Source organism: Amorphus coralli DSM 19760 (genome assembly GCF_000374525.1).
In the GTDB taxonomy this organism is placed as follows: Bacteria; Pseudomonadota; Alphaproteobacteria; order Rhizobiales; family Amorphaceae; genus Amorphus; species Amorphus coralli.
Genome location: NZ_KB894570.1, coordinates 145,672 through 167,782, shown reverse-complemented (window position 1 = coordinate 167,782; position 22,111 = coordinate 145,672). Strand labels below are relative to the sequence as shown.

General features: G+C 66.3%; 21 protein-coding genes, 1 tRNA gene and 1 pseudogene. 9 read left to right on the top strand and 14 right to left on the bottom strand.

The genetic code is table 11. From position 1 onward, the window contains the following. The first annotated feature begins 76 nt into the window (after positions 1 to 76). Entirely contained in the window at positions 77 to 1,690 is a 1,614-nt protein-coding gene (locus tag C507_RS0100810) for an APC family permease (RefSeq protein WP_156829111.1), read from the top strand. On the opposite strand, the gene C507_RS0100805 is transcribed toward C507_RS0100810, so the two are convergent. Continuing rightward, positions 1,680 to 2,633 carry a DMT family transporter gene (locus C507_RS0100805; protein WP_018697741.1) on the bottom strand — a complete coding sequence of 318 codons (954 nt, stop codon included), beginning with the start codon at positions 2,631 to 2,633 and terminating at the stop codon, positions 1,680 to 1,682. The two genes, C507_RS0100810 and C507_RS0100805, sit on opposite strands and share 11 nt — an antisense overlap. Positions 2,634 to 2,777: 144 nt before the next feature. Between C507_RS0100805 and C507_RS0100800 the strand changes: the two genes are divergently transcribed. Then, on the top strand, positions 2,778 to 3,062 hold the full coding sequence (locus C507_RS0100800; protein WP_210162082.1) for a winged helix-turn-helix transcriptional regulator: 285 nt from the start codon (positions 2,778 to 2,780) through the stop codon (positions 3,060 to 3,062). 110 nt (positions 3,063 to 3,172) lie between these two features. Here C507_RS0100800 and rpsI read toward each other — a convergent pair whose 3' ends face one another. The 3 genes from rpsI to C507_RS0100785 all read right to left on the bottom strand — a co-directional run bounded on the left by rpsI (position 3,173) and on the right by C507_RS0100785 (position 4,914). Then, complete coding sequence (gene rpsI / locus C507_RS0100795) at positions 3,173 to 3,667, bottom strand: 30S ribosomal protein S9 (RefSeq protein WP_018697739.1); 495 nt, start codon at positions 3,665 to 3,667, stop codon at positions 3,173 to 3,175. Continuing rightward, complete coding sequence (gene rplM / locus C507_RS0100790; RefSeq protein ID WP_018697738.1) at positions 3,667 to 4,131, bottom strand: 50S ribosomal protein L13; 465 nt, start codon at positions 4,129 to 4,131, stop codon at positions 3,667 to 3,669. Before rplM ends, rpsI begins: the two co-directional genes overlap by 1 nt. Before the next feature lie 228 nt (positions 4,132 to 4,359). Continuing rightward, positions 4,360 to 4,914, bottom strand: coding sequence for a PaaI family thioesterase (locus tag C507_RS0100785; RefSeq protein WP_169508932.1), 555 nt, complete (start codon positions 4,912 to 4,914; stop codon positions 4,360 to 4,362). A 40-nt stretch (positions 4,915 to 4,954) separates the two neighbouring features. On the opposite strand from C507_RS0100785, the gene C507_RS0100780 reads away from it, so the two are divergent. From C507_RS0100780 to C507_RS0100770, 3 genes are all read left to right on the top strand, one after another. After that, positions 4,955 to 5,788: an enoyl-CoA hydratase gene (locus C507_RS0100780; protein WP_018697736.1), complete on the top strand. Its 834-nt coding sequence runs from the start codon at positions 4,955 to 4,957 to the stop codon at positions 5,786 to 5,788. 7 nt (positions 5,789 to 5,795) lie between these two features. Then, positions 5,796 to 6,353 (top strand): CoA-binding protein, encoded by a 558-nt coding sequence (locus tag C507_RS0100775; RefSeq protein WP_018697735.1) that lies wholly within the window; start codon positions 5,796 to 5,798, stop codon positions 6,351 to 6,353. Between the two features lie 220 nt (positions 6,354 to 6,573). Next, complete coding sequence (locus tag C507_RS0100770) at positions 6,574 to 7,857, top strand: O-acetylhomoserine aminocarboxypropyltransferase (RefSeq protein ID WP_018697734.1); 1,284 nt, start codon at positions 6,574 to 6,576, stop codon at positions 7,855 to 7,857. A 105-nt stretch (positions 7,858 to 7,962) separates the two neighbouring features. On the opposite strand, the gene C507_RS19940 is transcribed toward C507_RS0100770, so the two are convergent. Beyond that, positions 7,963 to 9,054 (bottom strand): COX15/CtaA family protein, encoded by a 1,092-nt coding sequence (locus C507_RS19940; RefSeq protein WP_156829109.1) that lies wholly within the window; start codon positions 9,052 to 9,054, stop codon positions 7,963 to 7,965. A 179-nt stretch (positions 9,055 to 9,233) separates the two neighbouring features. On the opposite strand from C507_RS19940, the gene C507_RS0100760 reads away from it, so the two are divergent. After that, positions 9,234 to 9,449 carry a DUF2842 domain-containing protein gene (locus C507_RS0100760; RefSeq protein ID WP_018697732.1) on the top strand — a complete coding sequence of 72 codons (216 nt, stop codon included), beginning with the start codon at positions 9,234 to 9,236 and terminating at the stop codon, positions 9,447 to 9,449. Positions 9,450 to 9,473: 24 nt separating this feature from the next. Here the strand turns inward: C507_RS0100760 and C507_RS0100755 are convergent, their stop codons facing one another. Beyond that, positions 9,474 to 10,844 (bottom strand): P-loop NTPase family protein, encoded by a 1,371-nt coding sequence (locus C507_RS0100755; protein WP_018697731.1) that lies wholly within the window; start codon positions 10,842 to 10,844, stop codon positions 9,474 to 9,476. 158 nt (positions 10,845 to 11,002) lie between these two features. Between C507_RS0100755 and C507_RS0100750 the strand changes: the two genes are divergently transcribed. Continuing rightward, positions 11,003 to 11,079: transfer RNA gene (locus tag C507_RS0100750), tRNA-Pro, on the top strand. Between the two features lie 306 nt (positions 11,080 to 11,385). Continuing rightward, positions 11,386 to 12,705 (top strand): O-antigen ligase family protein, encoded by a 1,320-nt coding sequence (locus C507_RS0100745; protein ID WP_018697730.1) that lies wholly within the window; start codon positions 11,386 to 11,388, stop codon positions 12,703 to 12,705. A gap of 819 nt (positions 12,706 to 13,524) precedes the next feature. Here C507_RS0100745 and C507_RS22935 read toward each other — a convergent pair. The 6 genes and pseudogenes from C507_RS22935 to C507_RS19930 all read right to left on the bottom strand — a co-directional run. Continuing rightward, positions 13,525 to 13,818 (bottom strand): annotated as a pseudogene (locus C507_RS22935) (MerR family transcriptional regulator); the annotation flags it as partial. A 228-nt stretch (positions 13,819 to 14,046) separates the two neighbouring features. Next, positions 14,047 to 14,364, bottom strand: coding sequence for an integration host factor subunit alpha (locus tag C507_RS0100735; protein WP_018697728.1), 318 nt, complete (start codon positions 14,362 to 14,364; stop codon positions 14,047 to 14,049). 144 nt (positions 14,365 to 14,508) lie between these two features. Then, positions 14,509 to 15,486, bottom strand: a complete 978-nt coding sequence (locus tag C507_RS0100730; protein WP_018697727.1) for a beta-ketoacyl-ACP synthase III — start codon at positions 15,484 to 15,486, stop codon at positions 14,509 to 14,511. Next, positions 15,483 to 16,550 carry a phosphate acyltransferase PlsX gene (gene plsX / locus C507_RS0100725; RefSeq protein ID WP_018697726.1) on the bottom strand — a complete coding sequence of 356 codons (1,068 nt, stop codon included), beginning with the start codon at positions 16,548 to 16,550 and terminating at the stop codon, positions 15,483 to 15,485. Before plsX ends, C507_RS0100730 begins: the two co-directional genes overlap by 4 nt. A 247-nt stretch (positions 16,551 to 16,797) precedes the next feature. Continuing rightward, positions 16,798 to 17,337 (bottom strand): YceD family protein, encoded by a 540-nt coding sequence (locus tag C507_RS0100720; RefSeq protein ID WP_018697725.1) that lies wholly within the window; start codon positions 17,335 to 17,337, stop codon positions 16,798 to 16,800. Beyond that, complete coding sequence (locus tag C507_RS19930) at positions 17,334 to 17,885, bottom strand: ubiquinol-cytochrome C chaperone family protein (RefSeq protein ID WP_018697724.1); 552 nt, start codon at positions 17,883 to 17,885, stop codon at positions 17,334 to 17,336. Before C507_RS19930 ends, C507_RS0100720 begins: the two co-directional genes overlap by 4 nt. A gap of 40 nt (positions 17,886 to 17,925) precedes the next feature. Between C507_RS19930 and C507_RS0100710 the strand changes: the two genes are divergently transcribed. Then, positions 17,926 to 18,426, top strand: a complete 501-nt coding sequence (locus C507_RS0100710; protein WP_018697723.1) for an outer membrane protein assembly factor BamE — start codon at positions 17,926 to 17,928, stop codon at positions 18,424 to 18,426. A 75-nt stretch (positions 18,427 to 18,501) separates the two neighbouring features. Here the strand turns inward: C507_RS0100710 and C507_RS0100705 are convergent, their stop codons facing one another. Beyond that, on the bottom strand, positions 18,502 to 20,631 hold the full coding sequence (locus C507_RS0100705) for a sodium-translocating pyrophosphatase (RefSeq protein ID WP_018697722.1): 2,130 nt from the start codon (positions 20,629 to 20,631) through the stop codon (positions 18,502 to 18,504). Positions 20,632 to 20,806: 175 nt separating this feature from the next. Further along, the gene (locus C507_RS0100700; protein ID WP_018697721.1) at positions 20,807 to 22,024 is read right to left on the bottom strand and encodes an MFS transporter; all 1,218 of its coding nucleotides are present in this window, start codon (positions 22,022 to 22,024) and stop codon (positions 20,807 to 20,809) included. Positions 22,025 to 22,111: the final 87 nt, after the last annotated feature.

Here is a 22,111-nt window from a genome sequence, read left to right as displayed (position 1 = left end):
GAATCCGCGTACGCTTGCGCCAGGGGAACGATATGGCGGTCGCGATCGAGCGGAGACCGCGTCCGGGGGGTTTTCGATGCATCATATGAAGCGCGAGATCGGTCTGATCGGTCTCACCTTCGTGGCCATCAGCGGGATGATCGGATCCGGCTGGCTGTTCGCACCGCTTCAGGCGAGCCAGTATGCCGGTCCCGCCAGCCTCATTTCTTGGGGTATCGGCGCCGTCGCCATGCTGCTGCTTGCCGTTACCTTCGCCGAGATCTCCGCCATGCTGCCCGTCCCCGGCGGCATCGCGCGCGTTCCCCAGTTCAGCCACGGCAACGTCGTCTCCATGGCCATGGGCTGGTCGGCCTGGGTGGGCTACAACACGACCGCGCCGATCGAGGTGGAGGCCATGCTCCACTACCTCGCCCCGCACGCCGACTGGCTCTACGTGGGCGAAGGAACCGGCACGTTGTCGGGCTGGGGCATTGCCATCTGCACCGGGCTCCTTCTGGTCTTCACCCTCATCAACGCCGCCGGCGTGAAGTTCTTCGCCTACCTGAACTCCACCCTCACCTGGGCGAAGATCGGCATCCCGCTGCTGCTCGCCGGGGTGATCATCGTGACCATCTTCGACAGCGGCAACTTCACCAGCGAGACGACTGGCGGCTTCGCGCCCTACGGCGTGCAGGGCATACTGGCGGCCGTCTCCAGCGGCGGCGTGATCTTCGCCTTCATCGGCTTCCGCCACGCCATCGACATGGCCGGTGAAACGAAGAACCCAAAATTCACGATTCCCGCTGCGCTGCTTCTCGCCGTCGGCATCGCTTTCCTGCTCTACACGCTGCTTCAGACCGCCTTCATCGGCGCGGTCCAGCCCGACCAGGTAGCGAACGGCTGGAAGAATCTTTCGCTCGGCCACCAGCTCGGCCCGATGGCCGCGATCGCCTCTGCCATCGGCATGCTGTGGCTGGTGAGCCTTCTCAACGTCGGCGCGGTGGCCTCGACCTTCGCCGCCGGCCTCGTGTCGTCCGGCTCCAACGGCCGACTGGCGCTGGCGCTGGCGCAGAACGGCTTCTTCTCGCGCTTCTTCATGCAGATCTCCAGCCGCGGCGTGCCGCTCTACGCGCTGCTCCTGAACTTCGTCGTGTCGTCGCTGTTCTTCATCCTGATGCCGTTCAACGAGGTGGTGGCCCTCAACGGCGCGGCTATCGTGCTGTCCTTCATCGTCGGGCCGATTGCGGTGGTGGCCCTGCGCCAGCTGCTGCCCGACCATCCGCGCTCGTTCAAAGTACCCGCGGTGAAGTTGACCGCCGGGGCCGCCTTCATCGTGGCGACGCTGGTGGTCTACTGGAGCGGCTGGGACACGATCTGGCGGCTGGGCCTGGCGCTGCTCGTCGGCTTCATCTGGTTCGCGGTCGGCCGCTGGGTGATGGGGCGCAAGCACATCGTCCTGGATCTCGCCGAGGCCGTCTGGCTGATCCCCTACGTGATCGGCGTGGCGCTCATTTCCTATCTCGGCCATTTCGGCAACGGAATCGGCGTCATCCCATTCGGATGGGACCAGATGCTGCTCACGGCCCTTGCCATCGCGGTGTTCTGGTACGCCCAGCGCTGCAAGCTGAGCAAGGACAAGTTCGACCGCTACATGGAAGAAGAGCGCATCTTCGAACGCGCCGAATTCGACGCCAAGGACATCACCGAGTAGCGCCCTGTTCCTCTGCGGCCTCCTGCCCGACACGGTCGCTGTCCGTCGCGGCCGCGTGACGGACCCTTCCGCGCGTCGTTCCCAGATAGACGGAGCCGACGATGATGAAGAGGGCCGCGAGCTTCTGGGCGGTCAGGCTTTCTCCGAGCAGAAGCGCGCCCAAGGCGGCACCGCCGACCGGCACCGCGAAATTCACCTGTGCCATGCGCGTTGCCCCGAGCCGGGGCACGAGATGGAAGTAGATCAGGTTCGCGCAGGCTGTTGAGAACAGACCAAGGTAGACGATCACTCCCAGCGACGCCGGCGTGAGCTTCAACGTGGAGAGGCCGGCTCCGCTCACCGTCACGATCCCGATCATGAAGACCGTCGCGACAAGAAGCGACCCTGCGGCCATTTCCAGCGCCGGCCGCGTCACGAAACGCCTGATGTAGACGGTCGAAAGCGCATAGCAGACCGTCGCCCCGATGATCGCCACCTGCCCCTTGAGCTGCGCTCCCAGTTCCACCAGCGACGACGGCCCGATCAGGACGATTACGCCGGCGAACCCTCCAGCGACTCCGATCGCGCTCCGCGCCGTCAGACGTTCGCTTGGCACCACGCCCGCGGCCAGCAGAAGTGTCACGACCGGGACCGTGCCCATGAGGATCGCGGCGAGCCCGCTGTCCACCGACTGCTCGCCATATGTGATCAGCAGGAACGGGATTGCGCTGCCGAGAAGACCGGTTGCCGCGTAGGACACCCAGACGGCCGGCTCCCGCGAGAGCCGCATGCCGCGCATCCGCAGGGCCGCGTAGATGACGATGCTGCCGACAAGCAGCCGTCCGGCCACGAGGACGGCAGGATCCAGCGCGGCAACACCGATCTTGATCGCCGTGTAGGACGAGCTCCACATCAGTGCGAGCGCCAGCCAGAGACCGACATCAGCCGCGGCCACCTTGCGCATCGTCCCCCTCCACCGTACGCTACGATATTCGTAGCAATACGACGCTTTCATTTTAGTAGCAAAGGAAATCTCGTGAATAATGAGGCCCGTCCGGTCGCGGCGCCCGGCAGCCCGGTGCGGGGATCCCGCAGTGGCCAGCCCATCATGGTGCTCTTCGACCTGTTGAGCCGCCGATGGGCGATGGGAGTCTTATGGAATCTGAGCGACGGCTCGCGGACCTTCCGGGACCTGCAGGAGAGATGCGGATCAGCCTCCCCGAGCGTGCTGAACACCCGCCTGAAGGAGCTGCGCTCGGTTGGGCTGGTGGAGAAGGCGCACGATGGCTACGCCCTGACCGTCAGCGGGCGCGACCTGTTCCAGCACCTGGAGCCGCTGGGCGACTGGGCGATGGAATGGGTGCCGAGCCTGGACGCCGGCCGCGACAGCTGAAGCCGCACAGTCGCCAACCAACCCCAAAAGGAAAGGGCCCACCAGCCGGCGGGCCCTTTCGCATGTCTGCATCCGGCGGGAAAGGCGAGACGGTGCCCCTCCCTGCGCGGTCAGCGCTTGGAGAACTGGAAGCTCCGGCGAGCCTTGGCCCGGCCGTACTTCTTACGCTCGACCACGCGGGAGTCGCGGGTCAGGAAGCCGCCACGCTTGAGCACGGGGCGAAGCTCCGGCTCGTAGTGGGTCAGCGCCTTGGAGATGCCGTGACGGACCGCACCGGCCTGGCCGGAAAGGCCGCCGCCGGACACCGTCGCGATGACGTCGAACTGGCCGTCGCGGTCAGCGGCGACGATCGGCTGGCGGATCACCATCTGAAGGACCGGACGGGCAAAATAGTCCGTGTAGTCCTTCTTGTTGATCTGGATCTTGCCCGTGCCCGGACGCACCCACACGCGGGCGACGGCGTCCTTGCGCTTGCCGGTCGCATAGGCGCGGCCCTGGGCGTCGAGCTTCTGGACGTGCACCGGCTGCTGCTGGGCCTCGCCCTGAGCGCCGTCGCTGCCGAGGGCCGATCCGAGCTCTTCGAGAGACTGAAGCTGGTCGGACATTACGCTTCCCTCTGGTTCTTGGTGTTCATGGCCGCCACGTCCACCGCCTCGGGCTTCTGGGCCTCGTGCGGGTGATCGGGACCGGCATAGACGTAGAGGTTCTTGAACTGCTGGCGGCCAAGCGGGCCACGCGGGATCATGCGACGCACAGCCGCCTCGACCACACGCTCCGGGAACCGGCCCTCGATGGTCGCACGCGCGGTGCGCTCCTTGATGCCGCCCGGATAGCCGGTGTGCCAGAAATACTTCTTCTGCTCGTACTTACGACCGGTCAGGCGAACCTTCTCGGCGTTGACGATGATGACGTTGTCGCCGCAGTCGACGTGCGGCGTATAGATGGCCTTGTGCTTGCCGCGAAGACGGTTGGCCACGATCGACGCAAGGCGACCGACCACGAGGTCGGAGGCGTCGATCACGATCCACTTCTTCTCGACTTCGGCCGGTTTTACCGACGGAGTCTTCATTGCTTCATCCTTCCTGGATCGACCGCGCATCCGGACCGGCCGAACGCGGATAGACCTGAAATCTGTCCCGCCACGCAAAACGGCCATCCCGGCGGCGGCGCGAGCACCGACCGTCACGACGACAGCCATTTCAGGCGAGTGGAGGCTGACATAAGCGGGTTCGGCGCGCGCGTCAAGCGCTGTCTTGGCCAATTTAGGCCCTTAAAACAGACGCTTGCACCATTGGTATTATAATACCGTATCCCGTGTGACGGGCGGCAGCGAGTAGGTCATGACCACATGCGCGGCCGGCTCGTCACTCTCCTTCCCGCGCACCTCGCAGGTCAGCACCGCCAGCCGCTTGCCCGGCTTGATGATTTCGCATTCAGCCACGATCGGATGGGTCGCCTTGAGCGCCCGCAGGAAGTTGATGCTGAGGTTGGTTGTCACGGCATGGATGGCGCCGGGATACACCGACAGGAGGGCCGCGTAGGCCGTGGCATCGGCCAGCATCATCATGGTCGGCCCCGACACGATGTCCCCCGGACGCAGGTGATCGTCGGTGGGGACGAGGCGGCAGACCGCCCTTCCCGCCTCCGCGACATCGACGACGCAGCCACGCTCAGGCCCGAATACCGCGGGAAACTCCCGCGCCAGAAAGGCCGCGATCTCGCCGGCACCCTGCATGCTGTCTTCTCCCGTGCGGTTTTCGCGCGCCCCTGCCATCCGGCCCGCTTGTGGCTCATATTGCAACGCCGGGCGTTCCGGGGCACCGTCCGATTGCGGGGCGCTGACCGGTTTCACGGAGCGCCCTCCTGTTCCCGCCCCCGAGAGGACGCCAGCCATGAGCGCGCAGCCCAAGCCGACCGAAGCGGAGGCCGCCTCCCCCGAGGATTTCGTGCGCGAGGAGACCGTAGGCCGGGTTCGACGGCTGACGCTTTGCGACACCAGGCGCCGCAACCTTCTCACCACCGAGATGATGGCCGCGCTCGACGCGGCGCTGGAGCGCGCCGCCGACGACGACGCGGTCCGCTGCGTGGTGATCGCCGGCGAAGGGCCCGCCTTTTCCGCCGGCCACGATCTCAAGGCCATGACGGCCCACTATGACGACGAGGACGGTGGCCGCGGCTACTTCGAGCGCCTGTTCGACCAGTGCTCGGCGCTCATGTACGGGATCGCCCGCAACCCGCGTCCCGTCATTGCCGAGGTGCGCACCGTCGCGGCCGCGGCCGGCTGCCAGCTCGTCGCCGCCTGCGACATGGCGGTCGCCGCCGAAGAAGCCCGGTTCGGCACAACCGGCGTGACCTTTGGCCTGTTCTGCTCCACGCCGATGGTGCCGCTGTCGCGCGTTGTCGACCGCAAGGCGGCGCTGGAGATGTTGATGACCGGCGACCTGATCGACGCCGAGCACGCGCTCCGCATCGGCCTCGTCAATCGCGTCGTGCCGGAGGAGCGCCTTACCGAGGAGACCATGGCCCTGGCGGACAAGGTCGCGGAGAAGTCGCCGCTCGTCCTGCAAATGGGCAAGGAGGCCTATTACACGCAGATCGAGAAGGGCCTGCGGGACGCCTATGCCCACTGCTCGACGGTGATGGTCGACAACCTGATGACGTCGGACGGCCACGAGGGCCTGACCGCCTTCGTCGGCAAGCGCGATCCCGAGTGGCAGGGACGCTGATCCGCAGATGACCGACAGCGCATCGCCTCTCGCCGGCCCGGTCGATCATGACCGGTACAGCGACACCTACATCCGCGCGGTTCTGAACGGAGTGTCGAGCATCGCCGTGATCGGCGCCAGCGCCAACACCGTCCGGCCCTCCTATTTCGTGCAGAAATACCTGCTGGCGAAAGGCTACCGGGTGCTGCCGATCAATCCTGGCCAGGCCGGCAAGGAAATCCTCGGCCAGCCGGTGTTCGCTTCCCTGGCTGCCATCCCCGAGCCCGTCGACATGGTCGACGTCTTCCGGGCGTCCGAGGCGGTTCCAGGCGTCGTCGACGAGATCCTGGCCCTTCCCACCCGTCCGAAGGTCGTCTGGTTGCAGCTCGGCATCCGCAACGACGCAGCCGCGGAACGGCTGGAGGCGGAGAACATCGCCGTGGTGATGAACCGGTGCCCGAAGATCGAGTATGCGCGGCTGTGCGGCGAGATCTCGTGGACGGGCGTAAACTCGCGCACGATCTCGGCGAAGCGGCCGGCCCGCATGGGCGGCGTCCAGCACCTGGGGCTGAAACGGGACGACTGACGCCGGAAGCCCATTCCCCGATCGGCATCGCCGAAAGGCAGGCCATTTCCCCGAGCGCCCCGCGCGCAAACGTCTTCGGCTTTGACCCCGGCCTTTCCGTAGGCGAAAACTCCGGCGTTGGTGTCCACACGCGCTCCGCACCGACCGCGGCCCGGTTCCGGCTCATGCCACCGGCGGCCCGCGTCGATACCCGCGCGACAAACAGTCAGGGAGAAATCGCATGTCCGACGCCCACGAGCCCGGATTCTCGACGCTCGCCATTCATGCCGGAGCCCAGCCCGATCCGACCACGGGCGCGCGTGCGACGCCGATCTACCAGACGACGTCCTTCGTCTTCGACGACGTCGATCATGCTGCCTCCCTGTTCGGCCTGCAGGCCTTCGGCAACATCTACACCCGCATCACCAACCCGACGAACGCGGTTCTGGAAGAGCGTGTTGCGGCGCTCGAAGGCGGCACGGCGGCGCTGGCCGTCGCCTCGGGCCATGCCGCCCAGGTGCTGGTGTTCCACGCCCTTCTGCAGCCGGGCGACGAGTTCGTGGCATCGCGCAAGCTCTACGGCGGCTCGATCAACCAGTTCACCCACTCCTACAAGAGCTTCGGGTGGAACGTGAAGTGGGCCGATCCCGACGACGTTTCGTCGTTCGAGGCCGCCATCACCGACAAGACCAAGGCGATCTTCATCGAATCGATCGCCAACCCGGGCGGCGTTGTCGTCGACATCGAGGCGATCTCCAAGATCGCCAAGCGCGCCGGCGTGCCGCTTATCGTCGACAACACTATGGCGACGCCCTACCTAGTCCGGCCGTTCGAGCATGGCGCCGACATCATCGTGCATTCGGCCACCAAGTTTCTCGGTGGCCACGGCAACTCCATCGGCGGACTCATCGTGGACGGCGGTTCGTTCAACTGGTCGGAGAGCGGCAACTACCCGATGCTCTCCGAGCCGCGCCCGGAGTATCAGGGCATGGTGCTGCACGAGACGTTCGGCAATTTCGCCTTCGCCATCGCCTGCCGCGTGCTCGGCCTGCGCGATCTTGGCCCGGCCCTGTCGCCGTTCAACGCCTTCCTGATCTTGACGGGCATCGAGACCCTGCCGCTGAGGATGCAGCGCCACTCCAACAACGCGCAGAAGGTCGCCGAATTCCTGGCCGGCCATCCGGCCGTCGCCTGGGTCAGCTATCCGGGTCTTGAGGGCGACAAGTACCACGCACTCGCCAAGCGCTACTGCCCGAAGGGCGCCGGCGCGGTGTTCACGTTCGGCCTGAAGGGCGGATACGACGCCGGCGTGTCGCTGGTGTCAAACGTGCAGATGTTCTCGCACCTGGCGAATATCGGCGACACGCGCTCGCTGGTCATTCATCCGGCCTCGACCACGCACCGCCAGTTGGACGACGACCAGAAGGTCGCTGCCGGCGCCGGGCCGGACGTGGTGAGGATTTCCATCGGCATCGAGGATGCGGACGACATCATCGCCGATCTCGACCAGGCGCTGTCGAAATAGGCCTGATCGCACACGAGCGGGACTGAATCGCCCGGTCAGTCAAAGCGTTGGCCGCGCCTCTTAAAGGGGCGCGGCCTTTTTTCTGTCCGGGGATCAGGCCGTCGCTTAGCGAGGCGCGACAAGTCCCGAGGCCGCGGCGGCATCGGTCTCCGCGCTGGTCCAGCGTGCGTGCGCGATGGCGCTCCAGAGCACCACGGCCGCCATGAACTGGTGAAGCAGGCCGAGTTCGAGCGGCACGACCGTGACCAGGGTGACGATGCCGATGGCCGCCTGCAGAACGACGAGGCTGGCCAGCACCGTCACCCGACGCGATGCCGCAGAGCCCGGGGCGCGCCTGTTGACCAGCCACCATTGAAAGACCACGAACGCCAGCAGCAGGTAGGCCACCACCCGATGGTCAAACTGGACCGTCAACGTGTTCTCGAAGGCGTTGATCCACCACGGATCCTGGAACAGCAACCCCGCCGGCACCAGCGCTCCGTCCATCAGCGGCCAGGTGTTGTAGGCGAAACCCGCGTCGAGGCCTGCGACGAGCCCACCGAGAAAGATCTGCAGCAGCACAAGGGCCACGCCCACCCGCGCCGCGGTGCGCAGACCACCCGGCAGCGGATCGAGTTTCTCTCGTGCCCGAATCCGCAGGCTTTCCGCGGTCCAGACAATGGCGGCGAGGATGACGCAGGCCAGCGTCAGGTGCGTCGCCAGCCGGTACTGGCTGACGTCCACGCGGTCGACGAGCCCGGACGCCACCATCCACCAGCCAACGGCTCCCTGCAGCCCGCCAAGCGCCAGGAGAACGACAAGCCGGGGCTTCAGCCAGCCCGGCACCTGACCGCGTGCCCAGAACCAGACCATGGGCACGAAAAAAGCGACACCGATGAAGCGGCCGAGGAAGCGGTGCCCCCACTCCCACCAGAAGATCTCCTTGAACTCGGACAGCGACATGCCCTTGTTGATCAACTGGTACTCGGGGATCTGCCGATACTTGGCGAACTCCTCTTCCCATTCGGCGGCGTTGAGCGGCGGCACCACACCATGGATCGGCTTCCACTCGGTGATGGACAGGCCTGAATCGGTGAGCCGCGTCGCCCCGCCCACGACGATCATGAGAACGATGAGCGCTGCAACGCAGAGGAGCCAGACCCGGATCGCGCCGAGCCCGCCGGACTGCCGGTCGTGGGGGATGGAAACTTCGGACATGCCTGCCCTTTCGCCGTTGGTTTGCAGCGGGATATAGATCACCCGGTCGGATTTGCCGCAAACGGAACGGTCGCGTGCGTCCAGCGGACGCATCGATGCTGCCCGTGCGACCCGCAACATGGTCAGTGCCGGGTCGCGACGACGAACCGGGGCCTTCGGCGCTACAGGCAGGAGCAGGAATGAGCCAGAATCTACGCAAGCTGATCGGCACGACCGTGATGGCGGTCTACGTGATCGTCTATGCGCTTCTGGCGATGATGATCGGCGCTTTGTTTTTCGCCGACGCCTCGACGCTCGTGCAAACCATCTACTACGGGATTGCCGGGCTGGCCTGGATCGTTCCCGCCGGTCTGCTGATCCGCTGGATGGCGCGCCCGGATCCCGAAGACGCCTGACGCCCCCCGGGCTGCGAGCCGGCGTCAGACCAGGTCGATGGACGCCGTGCCCGGATCGAGCGGGCACAACAGTGCATCGGCGATGCCACAGGCGGCGAGCCCGTCGAGCCGCGGCCAGATGCGCGCGTCGGAGCGGTGCGCAACGATCAGGGCGACTGCGCCGCGATAGGCCATCGCCTCGAGCGGATCGGCCTCGCTCGCCTCGTCGGCAAGGATGATCAGCAGGTCGTAGGCGGCCTCGAGTGCCGCAAGCGCTTCCTCGCCAGCCTCGATCTCATCGCTGGTCTCGGCAGTGGCAAATCCCTTGGACATGAAGTGCACGCCCGAAGACGCGTTGCGAACGATCGCGGCATCGCAGGACACCGTGCCGGCGGCGAGATCGCGGAAACCGGCGCGGATGATTTCGACGGAAGATGCCAGATCGTCGGCAAGGTCGACTATGAGCGCGCGACCGCCGGAGCGGGCCACTTCGGCGGCAAGGTTGCTGGCCAGGTGCTCGCGGCCTTCCCGGGTGCCGGTGACGACGAGCCGCTTCGGGGCCTCTTCGCGTGCGGCGAGTGCCTGCCACACCGCCGACGAGAGCGCCTCTTCGTGCCGGCTCGTGCCGACCCGACGGGGAAAGCGGTCATTTTCACTGGAGCGGCGGGTCACGATCCATTCCGCCCCCGCCGACGGCAGCGACGCGGTGACCGGCAGCGCGGGCTTGCGCAGCTTGACCACCGCGCGCCCCCTGCGGTGGAAGGCAGCGGAGGCGGCCACACCGAACATGAAGACGCCGGCAATGCCGATGGTGGTCGGATCGATGCGCGAGATCGCCTCCACAGACCGTCCGGTCACACGAACGGGCGAGCGGGCGCCGAGGGCGCGCTCCAGCCGGGTGGACAGGTCAGCGGCGAAGGCGCCCGCGGCATCGGCCGCAATCGTCGCATCGCGGGCCGTCACGGAGACCACGAGCGTGGTGCGGCTGGTCGCCTCGACGTCGAGGCGGCGCGACAGGCCGGCAACGAGGCGGTCGTCGGAGGAACGGGCCGGTGGCGCGATGAGTGCGCCGAATCGGGCAAAGGGATCGGCAGGCGACAGCGCCGGAAGCGCCGCACGGAGGCGGTCTTCGCGGTGATGGCGGCCGAGCTCGGCGAGCGTCGCGGCCTTCAGGGCCGCTGACTCGGCAAGCGGGGCAATGGCAACGGCATCGAGAGACTGGGGAGCGCCCGGCGCAATCCACAGCGCGATGCGGGCCTTGTGTTCGGTCGGCGCGGTCAGAGCGGTGACCAGCGCGAAGAAGGCGGCAAGCCCCAGGACCGTCAGCGCTAGCGACGGCAGCCGGCGCAGGAGACCCGCTGCCGGGCGGTGCGCGTCGTCGGAGGTGAAATCAGTGATCGGGGCCGGTAGGCGCATGGCTGCGAATGTCCTCCACGCAGCCAGAGTGACTCACCAACCGTAAGGCCTCCGTTAACACCGCCGGCCGCATCCGACCGATTCAGAGGAAGAGTTGTTCCTCTCCTCCGTTTGCCGCTTGAACACGGGCCGCCAAACAGATACTGAGCGTGCACCGTCGGAGCGTAGCGCAGCCTGGTAGCGCGCCTGCATGGGGCGCAGGAGGTCGTGGGTTCGAGTCCCGCCGCTCCGACCACTTCTTCTCCCGTACACATACGATAGCGTGCAGAGGCCGGTGACGGCTCCTCCCCCGCATGCGTGCGTCGGACATGCTCCCGGCTTGGCCACCGCGCGCCCTTCCACTACCGTCGGCGAGCCCGAAAAGATCGAGGTTCGTGTCCCGGCGATGAAACCGCGCCCCCTTGCGGGACCCTCTCCCTTCCTGAAACCACGACCGGCGCCAGCGGTCCGCGCTGCCAGCGGCCTGATCCAGCCGGGCGCGCCAACTGCTCCGTCCGCGCGCAGCCGGGCCGCGCAACGGCTGGAAACCGGCCTTGCGTGGGTGGCCACGGCCCTCCTCGCCGCCCTGCTCGTCTACGAGTTGATCGGAATCTACCCGTTCATGCGGCTGGAAGGCGGCAGCGGCGTGTCGGCCGACGGAGACCCACGCCGCCGGCTCCTCCTTCTGTCCATGTTCGCCGTCGCGCTGGTGCTGTGCTTTGCGCGCCCTTACCGGGTGCTGCAGCTGCTAAAGGCCTGCTGGCCGATACTGATCGTGCTGGGCCTGATGGCCGCTTCGGTGGTCTGGTCGCGCTTTCCCGACCTCACCATTCGCCGGACGTTCGTCTACTGGATCTACTTCACCATTGCCGTGGCGGCGGTGGCCTGGATCCGCCCCGCCGATCGCTTCCTCGCGGTCTGCGCGACAACCTGCGCCGCCGCGCTCTCGGTGGACCTCATCGCCACGGTCGTTGCTCCCGGCCGCAGCTGGACCCCGATCGGACTCGCCGCCATTCATCTGCACAAGAACATGGCGGGCATCTTCGCCTTCATCGCGCTGGCCTTTATCGGGCCGCAGATCTTCGTTGCCCGCAATCCGCTCGTCCGGCTGGCGCTCGCTGGCCTGTTCGTGGCCGGTAGCGTTTTCCTGCTTCTCACCCAGTCGAAGAACAGCATCGGCGTGTTCGCCATCACGCTTGTCGGCATCCTCCCGGCGCTGATCCTGCTGCGCGCCGGGCGCGGATCGACCGCACTGGTCGTTTCATTGATTGCCGCAGCGCTGTCGGCTGCATTCTTCATTAGCGGCGCGCTCGACCTGTCGCTGGCGAACTGGGTGGAGCTCGGCAGCGGCGATGCCAGCTTCACTGGCCGAACCGACCTCTGGCGCGTGGCGCTCTACTACATTTCCGAAGCGCCTTTCGTTGGCGATGGGTTTGGTGCGCACTGGTCGGTGCCGGACTACGCGCATCCGCTGCGCGACAAGGTTGGCTGGTGGACCGGCCTCTACCAGCTGATGCTGCGCTACAACCAGTCCCATAACGGCTACCTGGATCTCGCCATCCAGCTCGGGCTGGCGGGGGTGATAGCGGTTCTGGTTTATCTGGCTGCGCTGATCGTCGCGCTCGGCCGTATTTTCCGGGGAACGCGGGAAACCATCGGAGCCGCTGCACCGGTCTACGGTGTCGCCTGCCTGATTACAGGCATCCTGCTAATGAACATCCTGGAGAGCAGCCTGTTTTTCCCGGCGGCGGCGGCCGGCACCGTGCTCCTGCTCGTGTCCGTGCTGGTGTTCGGTTGGAGCGCGGACCTGCGAGCACGGGAGGCGCGGTCAGCCAGGCCTGCAACGAGGCCGCGCGTCAGCCGGTCCGCCATCCTGCGCTGACGGTCTTTCCATCGCATCCTTGCCCGCAACGCGTGGCTGCGAAGCCGTCATTGCGACGTCATGCGACGGTGGCACTGTCCCGCTGTCCGCTCTGGCGCGCGGCGGTCCAGCCGCCACGCGCCTGCGCAACTCGGACGGTGTGGCTGGGGGCTTCGCCGTCTTTTTTTTTTGCGCGGGTCGATCTGGTGCGCCGTCGAACCGCCGTGTGCGCGGCCGGACGCGCCGCCCATCGGCCTAGCGGGTGCGATCCAGAAGCCGCTTGCACTCAAGCAGTTCGAACAACGCTGCCTGCAGATCGCGCACGTCCTCGCGCGACAGGTTGCCCTCGCCGGGAACCGTCCGGGAGGGGTGCGCCTCCCGTTTCAGCCGATCAAGGAAGCGGAAGCCGGAGTGATGGCTTTCCGCATCCGGTGTCGGTGCCGCGTCCTCCGGCAGGATCCCCTTCGGCAGCGGTTCGTCTTCCACCATGGGCGCGGGCTCGGGTGCCGACTCTTCGGCCCTCATGCGCGGCTGGCTCCTTGGTGCGGCCGGTTCCCTGCGCGGAGCGGCGGGCGCTTCGTCCGTCTCATAACCTTCGCTCACGGGCGGAACCTCGCGACGCCGCTTTGCATAGGCCGTTGGCGTCGCATCCTCGTCATCGAATTCACCATCGACAGGCTTGAGCATCGCCGGGCGCGGCTGCGCCGGGACGGGCGCCGCCTCCGCTGGCTCGTCGGCCTCGTCGGAAAAGGGAAAGAAGGCCTGTGCCTCGTCCACCGGCGTTTCACGGAACCGGGCGGGTTTGAGCTTCGGTGGCGGCGCAGAGACCGGCGTGGCGGCATCGGCCTCCCCCCTCCCGATCGCCCCGACATGCTTCGACCCCTGTTCGCGCAGAACCTTCTGCACGCCGCGGATGGTCAGGCCTTCGGAATAAAGGAGATGCTGGATGCCGCGCAGCAGGTCCACATCCTGCGGACGATAGAAGCGCCGGCCACCCGCCCGCTTCATGGGCTTGATCTGGCCGAACTTGGTTTCCCAGAAGCGCAGGACATGCTGCGGCAGGTCGAGATCCGCCGCGACCTCGCTGATGGTCCGGTAGGCTTCCGGTCCCTTCTGATCGCTACCAGCGCTCACGGGCTCCGCCTTCGGCTGACTGATTCCAGAGCGTTCACCGTCGAGGTCCTTCCGCCCGCATGAGCTGAATCGCCCACTCGGCTGAGTCTAAAGCCTTATCCGGCGACGAACGCAAGCCCGGACGCACCACCGGCGGGCAACCCCTGCAGCAGGATCGCGACCAGCCTGTCGAATGGAAGGAAATCCGGGCCCGAGCGCGCGTGCGAGAGTCCGAGCGGACGCAACCGCCTACTCTGCCACCGGCTCCGGTGCGAGCGCGTCGTTGATCTTCTTCTTCAGCACGTTGGACGGCTTGAAGACCATCACACGACGCGGCGCGATCGGCACTTCTTCGCCGGTCTTGGGATTGCGGCCGACCCGCTCGCCCTTCTCCCGGATGGTGAAGGTCCCGAACGAGGACAGCTTGACGGTCTCCCCATCGACCAGCGTCTCGGCGATTTCCCGGATGACCATTTCCACGAGGTCGGCCGACTCCGTGCGGGAGAGACCGACCTTCTGATAAACAGCCTCACACAGGTCCGCCCGCGTAACGGTCCGTCCCGCCATGGCCTCCTCGCCGAAAAAGGATAAGGTCGGACGGCGACAGGCCCCCCGACAGACCTGTTAACGGTATTGCGCCGGGAAACCCCGGTCAACTACGCAAGTCCATGGCCGGTATTAGAAACCGCCCTTGCGACGTTTATGTTACGCTCACCAGCGCAGAAGCACTGCGCCCCACGTAAAGCCGCCGCCCATCGCCTCCAGAAGCACCAGATCGCCGCGCTTGATCCGGCCGTCCTTGACGGCGACATCAAGGGCCAGCGGGATCGACGCGGCCGACGTGTTGCCGTGCCGGTCGACGGTGGAAACCACCTTCTCGTCGGCGATGCCGAGCTTGCGAGCCGAGGCATCGATGATGCGCTTGTTGGCCTGGTGGGGCACGAACCAGTCGATGTCCTCGGCCGTCATGCCGGACTGCTCGAACACCGCCTCGATCACGTCGGTGATCATCGCGACGGCATGCTTGAAGACCTCGCGGCCCTGCATCCGCAGATGACCGACGGTTTGTGTCGAGGATGGGCCGCCGTCGACGAAGAGCTTTTCCTTGTGGCGCCCGTCGGAGCGCAGCTTGCTGGCCAGCAGTCCGCGATCGGACACGGCGCCGGTCCCCTCCTGCGCCTCCAGAACGACCGCGCCGGCGCCATCGCCGAACAGCACGCACGTCGTCCGGTCCTCCCAGTCCAGGATGCGGGAAAAGGTCTCCGCGCCAATGACCAGCGCCCGCTGCGCGAGACCGTTGCGCAGATAGGCGTCAGCCGTGGTCAGCGCGTAGACAAAGCCGGAGCAGACCGCCTGCAGGTCGAACGCCATGCCGGTGTTGATGCCGAGGCGCTCCTGGATGGAGACGGCCGTGGCGGGAAACGTGTTGTCCGGCGTCGCCGTCGCGAGAATGATCAGGTCGATGTCCTGCGGCGCGAGACCCGCATCCACGAGTGCACGCTGCGCGGCGCGAAGGCCCAGATCGCACGTGGTCTCGTCGGGCGCCGCGATGCGCCGTTCACTGATCCCGGTGCGCTGCAGGATCCATTCGTGGGAGGTGTCGACCATGACCGCGAGATCCGCGTTGGTCAGCACGCGATCGGGAAGCGCGCTCCCGCAGCCCAGCACCACCGAACGGGTGAAACTCACTTCGCGGTCTCCTTTCCGCGGTCGGCGAGGACGGCCGCGCCGGAGGCATGATAGGCCTCCAGATCCGTGGAAATACGGTTCATCAGGTCGTTTCGAACCATGTCGTAGGCCAGTTCGACGGCCGCCGCGAAGCCTTCCGCGTCAGTGCCGCCGTGGCTCTTTATGACGAGCCCGTTGAGGCCCAGGAACACCCCGCCGTTCACCTTGCGCGGGTCCATCTTCTCCCTCAGCCGGTCGAAGGCCGGCCGGGCCAGGAGATAGCCGAGCTGCGCCTGGATGGTGCGGCTCATGGCCGAGCGCAGATACTGCGAAATCTGCCGGGCGGTGCCCTCGGCGGTCTTCAGCGCAATGTTGCCGGAAAAGCCCTCGGTGACGACAACGTCGACCGTGCCCTTGCCCAGGTCGTCGCCTTCGACGAAGCCGAAATAGTCGATGGACGCGAGGTCGTGCTCACGCAGCATGCGGCCGGCGGTCTTGATCTCCTCCAGCCCCTTCACCTCCTCGACGCCGACATTGAGGAGGCCGACGCTCGGCCGTTCGATGCCGAAAACGGCTCGGGCCATGGCGCCGCCGAGGATGGCGTAGTCGATCAACTGCTGGGCGTCCGCGCCGATGGTCGCGCCGACGTCCAGCACGATGGATTCACCGCGCATGGTCGGCCAGATGGCGGCAATGGCCGGTCGTTCGATATCGGGCATCGGACGCAGGCAGAACTTGGCCATCGCCATCAGCGCGCCGGTGTTGCCCGCCGAAACGACCGCGCCGGCGTCGCCGTCCTTGGCGCATTCAAGCGCCTTCCACATGGAAGACTTCCAGCGGCCCTGGCGCAGCGCCTGGCTCGGCTTGTCATCCATGGACACCGCGATCTCGCAGTGATGGACGCCGCTGACCGCCTTCAACTCCGGCAGCGTGTCGAGGATCGGTTCGACTTCCTCGAGCTTTCCGAAGATCTGATACCTGATGTCAGGGCACCGCTGGAGAGCGATGCTTGCGCCGGGAAGGATTACCTCGGGCCCACCGTCTCCGCCCATGGCATCGATCGAGAGCGTGACGCTTTTCGCCATTTGCTTGTTGGACCTAGGGTCTGTGTTCATGCGCGGCGCCAACTGCTGTCAGCGGAGCCTGGGACAGGCACGGGGCCGAACCGATCGCCGAACTCCTGCCGGTGGTGGTCGCGCGCATAACCGCGCTCCTCGCTTCTGGCTTGCCGGACCTGAAGGCCCGACGAAAAGGGCGTGCCGAGCGGCCGCAGGACAATACCCGTTTCGTCTTTCCGTACAACCACATTCTCCGGCCCGATGACAGGCCGCATCATTCGGTTTCGCCGCGCTTGAGACGTTCCAGAACCGCGAAGGGCGACGGCTCCTCGTCCTCTTCCTCCTCGTCTTCGACCACGGGTTCGAAGCGGGCACCAGGGGCACGCGGATAAAGGTCGATACCAAGCGCGACATGTTCCGCGGCGATGGCGCCGAGGTCGAGCGAGTCGCCATCGAAGACTTCCGGCGGATCGGGAGCATCCGGATCGACGGAAATTTCGTCGTCCTGACGGCGCATGCGGGAGGCCGGCTGGAACCGGAGATCGATGTCCTCCGACACGGTCTGGGCCACCGGCGCCAGCGTCACGACACACGGCTGGGTGACGGTCGCCGTCACCGTCCCGGCCACGGACAGGCCGTCGCGACGCCATGGCTTCACCGTCAGCGCCGCTTCCAGCGACGTCAGCTCCGCCACGTCGAACGCCTCGGCAAGCGCGGCGAGTTCGCCTTCCCCTGCCCGGAACGTGATCGTCTCGCCGCTCGGCGACACGTCGTCCACGGAAATCGGATGGCTGAGCGGAAAGGTCCCCGTCATCCGTCGATGCCTCGTTCTGTTTGGTCCGGTTCGGGCCAGTTGACCCGTCCCGACTCGATATCGGAAGTCGACTGCGATGCCAATTGCTCCGCCGCCGTCAACGCATAGCCGGCAAGACGGTTCGCATCGTCGGGCTTGGGATCACCGGCGAAGACATTGCGGTCAATGGCCTCTGCCAGGGTCTGCCTGTCGCCGGCGGCAAGCGCGGGGCCGAAGGCATCGAATCGGCCGTAGACCTGCTTGCCGAGCTTTTTCATGCGTTTGCCGACGGACAGATCGCCCACGCCCATCTCGCGCAGGGAGCGATCCATATCCTTCAGGAAGAGATCGAAAACGGCCTGTCCCGCTGGGGAAATCGCCCGGTTTTCGCCCCGCAGACGCTCGACGCTTAGCACGAGATGAAGAACAAGCATCTCGAAACGGCCATCGACGGTATCGGCGACCGACCAGTCGCGATAAAAGACCGGATGCCGCGCCTGTGCCACGATCGACCGGTACAGACCGTCGACCTCAACACCCTTGTGACGATTGAATAAACCGAAAACCATGCTTCGTTCACGTGCCGCTACGGACGCTGCCCGGACCCGAATGGACCCGATCTTGCGCACCACATCCAAAGCCCGCTCAGGGGCCGATCGTTTCGCGCCGAAGGCGATGCCCCTCACCCGGGCCAGCCTCGCGGCGCTTCTCCTCGTCGTGGGCCTGTCCGCCTGCGGCACGTCGGAAACCTTCGTCCACGGACAGAAGATCACCCAGGAGCAGCTGGCCCAGGCGCCTGTCGGCGCCAGCCGCGAACAGGTCGAACTGGCTCTCGGCACTCCATCCACCAAGGGCGTGACCAACAATGAGGTGTTTTACTACATCTCGCAGACCGAGTTGCAACCGGTCCGCTTCCTCAATCCCCGCACCGTCGATCGCCGCATCCTCGCGGTCTACTTCGATTCCGACGGCCGGGTGCAGGAGATCGCCGAATACGGCCTGAAGGACGGCAAGGTCTTCGACTACATCGCCCGCAAGACGCCGACCACGGGTGAAGATCTCGGGTTTGTGTCGCAGGTTCTCAAGGGCGTGCTGCGTCCGACCCTTTGACGCAGCCAATGCGAAACAAAGACGCCCGCGGCCGATGCGGTCGCGGGCGTTTTGGTGTGCGGGCAGGCGCCCTGATCAGTGGGCCAGTACCGCCAGGAGCAGCAAGGCCACGATGTTGGTGATCTTGATCATCGGGTTCACTGCCGGTCCGGCCGTATCCTTGTAGGGATCGCCGACGGTATCACCGGTGACCGCGGCCTTGTGCGCCTCGGAGCCCTTGCCACCGTAGTTGCCGTCCTCGATGTACTTCTTCGCATTGTCCCAGGCGCCGCCGCCGGCCGTCATGGAGATCGCCACGAAGAGACCGGTGACGATCACGCCGAGCAGCATGGCGCCCACCGCGGCGAAGGCATGGGCCTTTCCGGCGATGGCGAAGACCACGAAGTAGACGACGATCGGCGAGAGGACAGGCAGCAGCGACGGGATGATCATTTCCTTGATCGCCGCCCGGGTCAGCATGTCCACCGCGCGGCCGTAGTCCGGACGCACCGTCCCTTCCATGATCCCGGGGTTTTCCTTGAACTGCCGGCGGACCTCCTGCACCACGGCACTGGCCGCACGGCCGACCGCCGTCATGGCGATACCGCCGAACAGGAACGGCAGCAGCCCGCCGAAAAACAGCCCAACCACCACGTACGGGTTGACCAGCGAGAAATCGAGCGAGCCGGCCGCGATGTCCTGGAAGTACGGATACTCCTCGGAGTTGGCGATGAAGTACTGGAGGTCCTGGTTGTATGCAGCGAACAGGACCAGGGCGCCGAGACCGGCGGAGCCGATAGCGTAGCCTTTGGTGACGGCCTTGGTGGTGTTGCCGACGGCATCAAGCGCGTCGGTGGTTTCGCGCACTTCCGCCGGGAGGTCGGCCATCTCGGCAATGCCGCCGGCGTTGTCGGTTACCGGCCCGAACGCATCCAGTGCCACGACCATGCCGGCAAGCGCCAGCATCGTTGTCACCGCGATGGCGATGCCGAACAGGCCCGCAAGCGCGTTGGTCACGATGATGCCGGCAATGATGACGATGGCCGGAAGCGCGGTCGCCTCCAGCGAGATCGCCAGCCCCTGGATCACGTTGGTGCCGTGGCCCGTCTGCGAGGCGGCCGCAATGGAGCGGACCGGACGGAAGCCGGTGCCGGTGTAGTACTCCGTGATCCAGACGATCAGGCCGGTCACGGCGAGGCCGGCGATGCCGCAGAAGTAGAGCGCGAGCGGCGTGTAGGCGAGGCCACCGGCGGTGGTCAGTTCGGTCGTCAGGCTACCGAAGACCAACCAGGTCACCGGCAGAAGCACGATCAGGGACAGAACCGCCGTCGTGATGAAGCCGCGATAGAGCGCCCCCATGATGGATTGCTTGGCACCGAGCTTCACGAAGAAGGTGCCGATGATGGAGGTCACCACGCAGGCGCCACCAATGGCGAGCGGATAGAGAGCCGCAGCGCCCACCGTGTCGGTACCGGCGAAGAAAATCGCCGCGAGCACCATCGTCGCGACAACGGTCACCGCATAGGTCTCGAACAGGTCGGCGGCCATGCCGGCGCAGTCGCCGACATTGTCGCCGACATTGTCGGCGATGGTAGCCGGGTTGCGCGGATCGTCCTCCGGGATGCCGGCCTCAACCTTGCCGACGAGATCGCCGCCGACATCGGCGCCCTTGGTGAAGATGCCGCCGCCCAGACGGGCAAAGATGGAGATCAGCGAAGCGCCGAAGCCGAGCGCAACGAGCGCATCGATCACCAACCGGTCGCCAACCGAGTAGCCCATGCCGGCGGTGAGGATCAGGTAGTAGCCCGCGACGCCCAGGAGCGCGAGGCCGGCCACCAGCATGCCGGTAACAGCCCCCGACTTGAAGGCAATGTCGAGGCCGGCGGCGAGGCTGCGGCTGGAAGCCTGAGCCACGCGTACGTTGGCCCGGACGGAGACCAGCATGCCGATGAAGCCCGCAAAGGCGGACAGGATCGCTCCAATGGCAAAGCCGATGGCGACGGTCACCCCGAGCAGCAAAGCAACGATGATGAAGATCACGACGCCGACAATGGCGATGGTGGTGTACTGGCGTGTCAGGTAGGCCTGTGCGCCTTCCTGGATGGCTCCGGCTATTTCCTGCATCCGCTGGCTGCCGGCATCGGCCGACATCACCGAGCGGATCGCCCAGATGCCGTAGAGCACCGAAAGCAACCCGCACAGAATTACGATCAGAACACCAACCATTCTCATCCTCCTCCCGAGGCGCAGACCGCCCGGGGGGCGGTGCGCGTGAATGCCCTGCTTTTCTTGCTTTGCTTCGCCGGAACGGCGGCAGGAACGGGAATATTGGTGACGGTGGAGGTGAAAGGCGTCAAGACCACAACCGTTCGGTGGTCAAAACGGGATCGCGTGCGGGAGGTTACGCCGCGCGGTGGCGGCCGGTCATCGTCAGCCAGGCCAATGCCACGAAGCCGAGCACCACGAAGGGCACCAGTGTCAGGTTCACCGACTCCCAGCCCGCGGCGTTCAGGATCTTGCCCGACGAGAACGAGGCGACCGCAACCACGCCGAAGACCATGAAGTCGTTTGCCGCTTGCACCCTCGCCCGTTCCTCCGGACGCTGGGCATCGGTCAGCATCGCCGTCGCGCCGATAAAGCCGAAATTCCAGCCGAGGCCGAGCAGGACCAGAGCGATCCAGAAATGGGCGAGCGTGATGCCCGTGAGGGCGACGATGCCTGCACCAAGGAGCAGGGCCATACCGGCCGCGGTGATCCGCTCGCGGCCGTAGCGGGCGATCAGCGTGCCCGTGAAGAAGCTCGGTGCGAACATGGCGATCACGTGCCACTGGATGCCGAGCGCCGCCTGGCCTTCGGAGAAGCCGCACTGGACCATGGCCAGCGGCGCGGCCGTCATCACCAGGCTCATCAGGGCGTAGCTGACCACGGCACAGAGCACCGCGATCGCAATGCGCGGCTCGGCCAGAATGGTCGGCAGCGATCGGCCGCCCCCGGTGGCGTGGGTCGGTTTCACCGGCTTCGGGATCGACACGAAGGCGAGGATGACCATCGCGACCAGGCAGAGCACGGCCTGGGCAGCGAAGGCGCCAGCGAAGGGGATGGGCGAGAACAGATCCCGGGTGAAGATCACCGTCTGCGGTCCGACAACGCCGGTGATCACACCGCCGGCGAGCACCCAGGAGATCGCCTTCGGCCGAAACGCCGCGCTGGCTGTATCGGCGGCGGCGAAGCGGTATTGCTGAACGAAGGCGCCCGCGAAGCCTGTCAGCCAGGTCGCGAGGCAGAAGAACAGGAACACGCCGGACAGGACCGCGAGGCAGGCCGCGATCCCTCCCGCCACGCCGATCCCGGCCCCGACCATGAAGCCGGGACGACGGCCGACGCGACGCATCAGCAGCGCCGCCGGCACGGTCCCGCATGCCGTGCCCAGCACCAGCGTCGTCACCGGCAGGGTGGCAAGCGACTTGTCGTCCCCGAGCAGATAAAAGCCCGCCAGCCCCCCCGTCGCGATCGCAATCGGCATCATCGCGCCGCCGGTGGCCTGCGCGGCGGCGAGCAGCAGGGCGTTGCGACGCGCGAGCGTATCGTCGATCAGGTGCGTCGCTTCGGGATTGGACATGGGAACTCGACCGAGAACCGGCGGGTGGAACCCCGACCTTGTTGCGGAGGCGCACCATGCGCCCACCGTCACGCTGGAGCAAGAACG

What these genes read in the sequence shown, in the direction of transcription:
- C507_RS0100780 (WP_018697736.1), top strand. Translation starts at nt 4,955, where the DNA reads ATGAGCGCGCAGCCCAAGCCGACCGAAGCGGAGGCCGCCTCCCCCGAG.
- C507_RS0100705 (WP_018697722.1), bottom strand. Translation starts at nt 20,631, where the DNA reads ATGGTTGGTGTTCTGATCGTAATTCTGTGCGGGTTGCTTTCGGTGCTC.
- C507_RS0100775 (WP_018697735.1), top strand. Translation starts at nt 5,796, where the DNA reads ATGACCGACAGCGCATCGCCTCTCGCCGGCCCGGTCGATCATGACCGG.
- C507_RS0100700 (WP_018697721.1), bottom strand. Translation starts at nt 22,024, where the DNA reads ATGTCCAATCCCGAAGCGACGCACCTGATCGACGATACGCTCGCGCGT.
- rplM (WP_018697738.1), bottom strand. Translation starts at nt 4,131, where the DNA reads ATGAAGACTCCGTCGGTAAAACCGGCCGAAGTCGAGAAGAAGTGGATC.
- C507_RS19930 (WP_018697724.1), bottom strand. Translation starts at nt 17,885, where the DNA reads ATGGTTTTCGGTTTATTCAATCGTCACAAGGGTGTTGAGGTCGACGGT.
- C507_RS0100710 (WP_018697723.1), top strand. Translation starts at nt 17,926, where the DNA reads ATGGACCCGATCTTGCGCACCACATCCAAAGCCCGCTCAGGGGCCGAT.
- rpsI (WP_018697739.1), bottom strand. Translation starts at nt 3,667, where the DNA reads ATGTCCGACCAGCTTCAGTCTCTCGAAGAGCTCGGATCGGCCCTCGGC.
- C507_RS0100800 (WP_210162082.1), top strand. Translation starts at nt 2,778, where the DNA reads ATGGTGCTCTTCGACCTGTTGAGCCGCCGATGGGCGATGGGAGTCTTA.
- C507_RS0100760 (WP_018697732.1), top strand. Translation starts at nt 9,234, where the DNA reads ATGAGCCAGAATCTACGCAAGCTGATCGGCACGACCGTGATGGCGGTC.
- C507_RS0100810 (WP_156829111.1), top strand. Translation starts at nt 77, where the DNA reads ATGCATCATATGAAGCGCGAGATCGGTCTGATCGGTCTCACCTTCGTG.
- C507_RS0100735 (WP_018697728.1), bottom strand. Translation starts at nt 14,364, where the DNA reads ATGGCGGGACGGACCGTTACGCGGGCGGACCTGTGTGAGGCTGTTTAT.
- C507_RS0100755 (WP_018697731.1), bottom strand. Translation starts at nt 10,844, where the DNA reads ATGCGCCTACCGGCCCCGATCACTGATTTCACCTCCGACGACGCGCAC.
- C507_RS0100770 (WP_018697734.1), top strand. Translation starts at nt 6,574, where the DNA reads ATGTCCGACGCCCACGAGCCCGGATTCTCGACGCTCGCCATTCATGCC.
- C507_RS0100805 (WP_018697741.1), bottom strand. Translation starts at nt 2,633, where the DNA reads ATGCGCAAGGTGGCCGCGGCTGATGTCGGTCTCTGGCTGGCGCTCGCA.
- C507_RS0100720 (WP_018697725.1), bottom strand. Translation starts at nt 17,337, where the DNA reads ATGACGGGGACCTTTCCGCTCAGCCATCCGATTTCCGTGGACGACGTG.
- plsX (WP_018697726.1), bottom strand. Translation starts at nt 16,550, where the DNA reads ATGGCGAAAAGCGTCACGCTCTCGATCGATGCCATGGGCGGAGACGGT.
- C507_RS19940 (WP_156829109.1), bottom strand. Translation starts at nt 9,054, where the DNA reads ATGTCCGAAGTTTCCATCCCCCACGACCGGCAGTCCGGCGGGCTCGGC.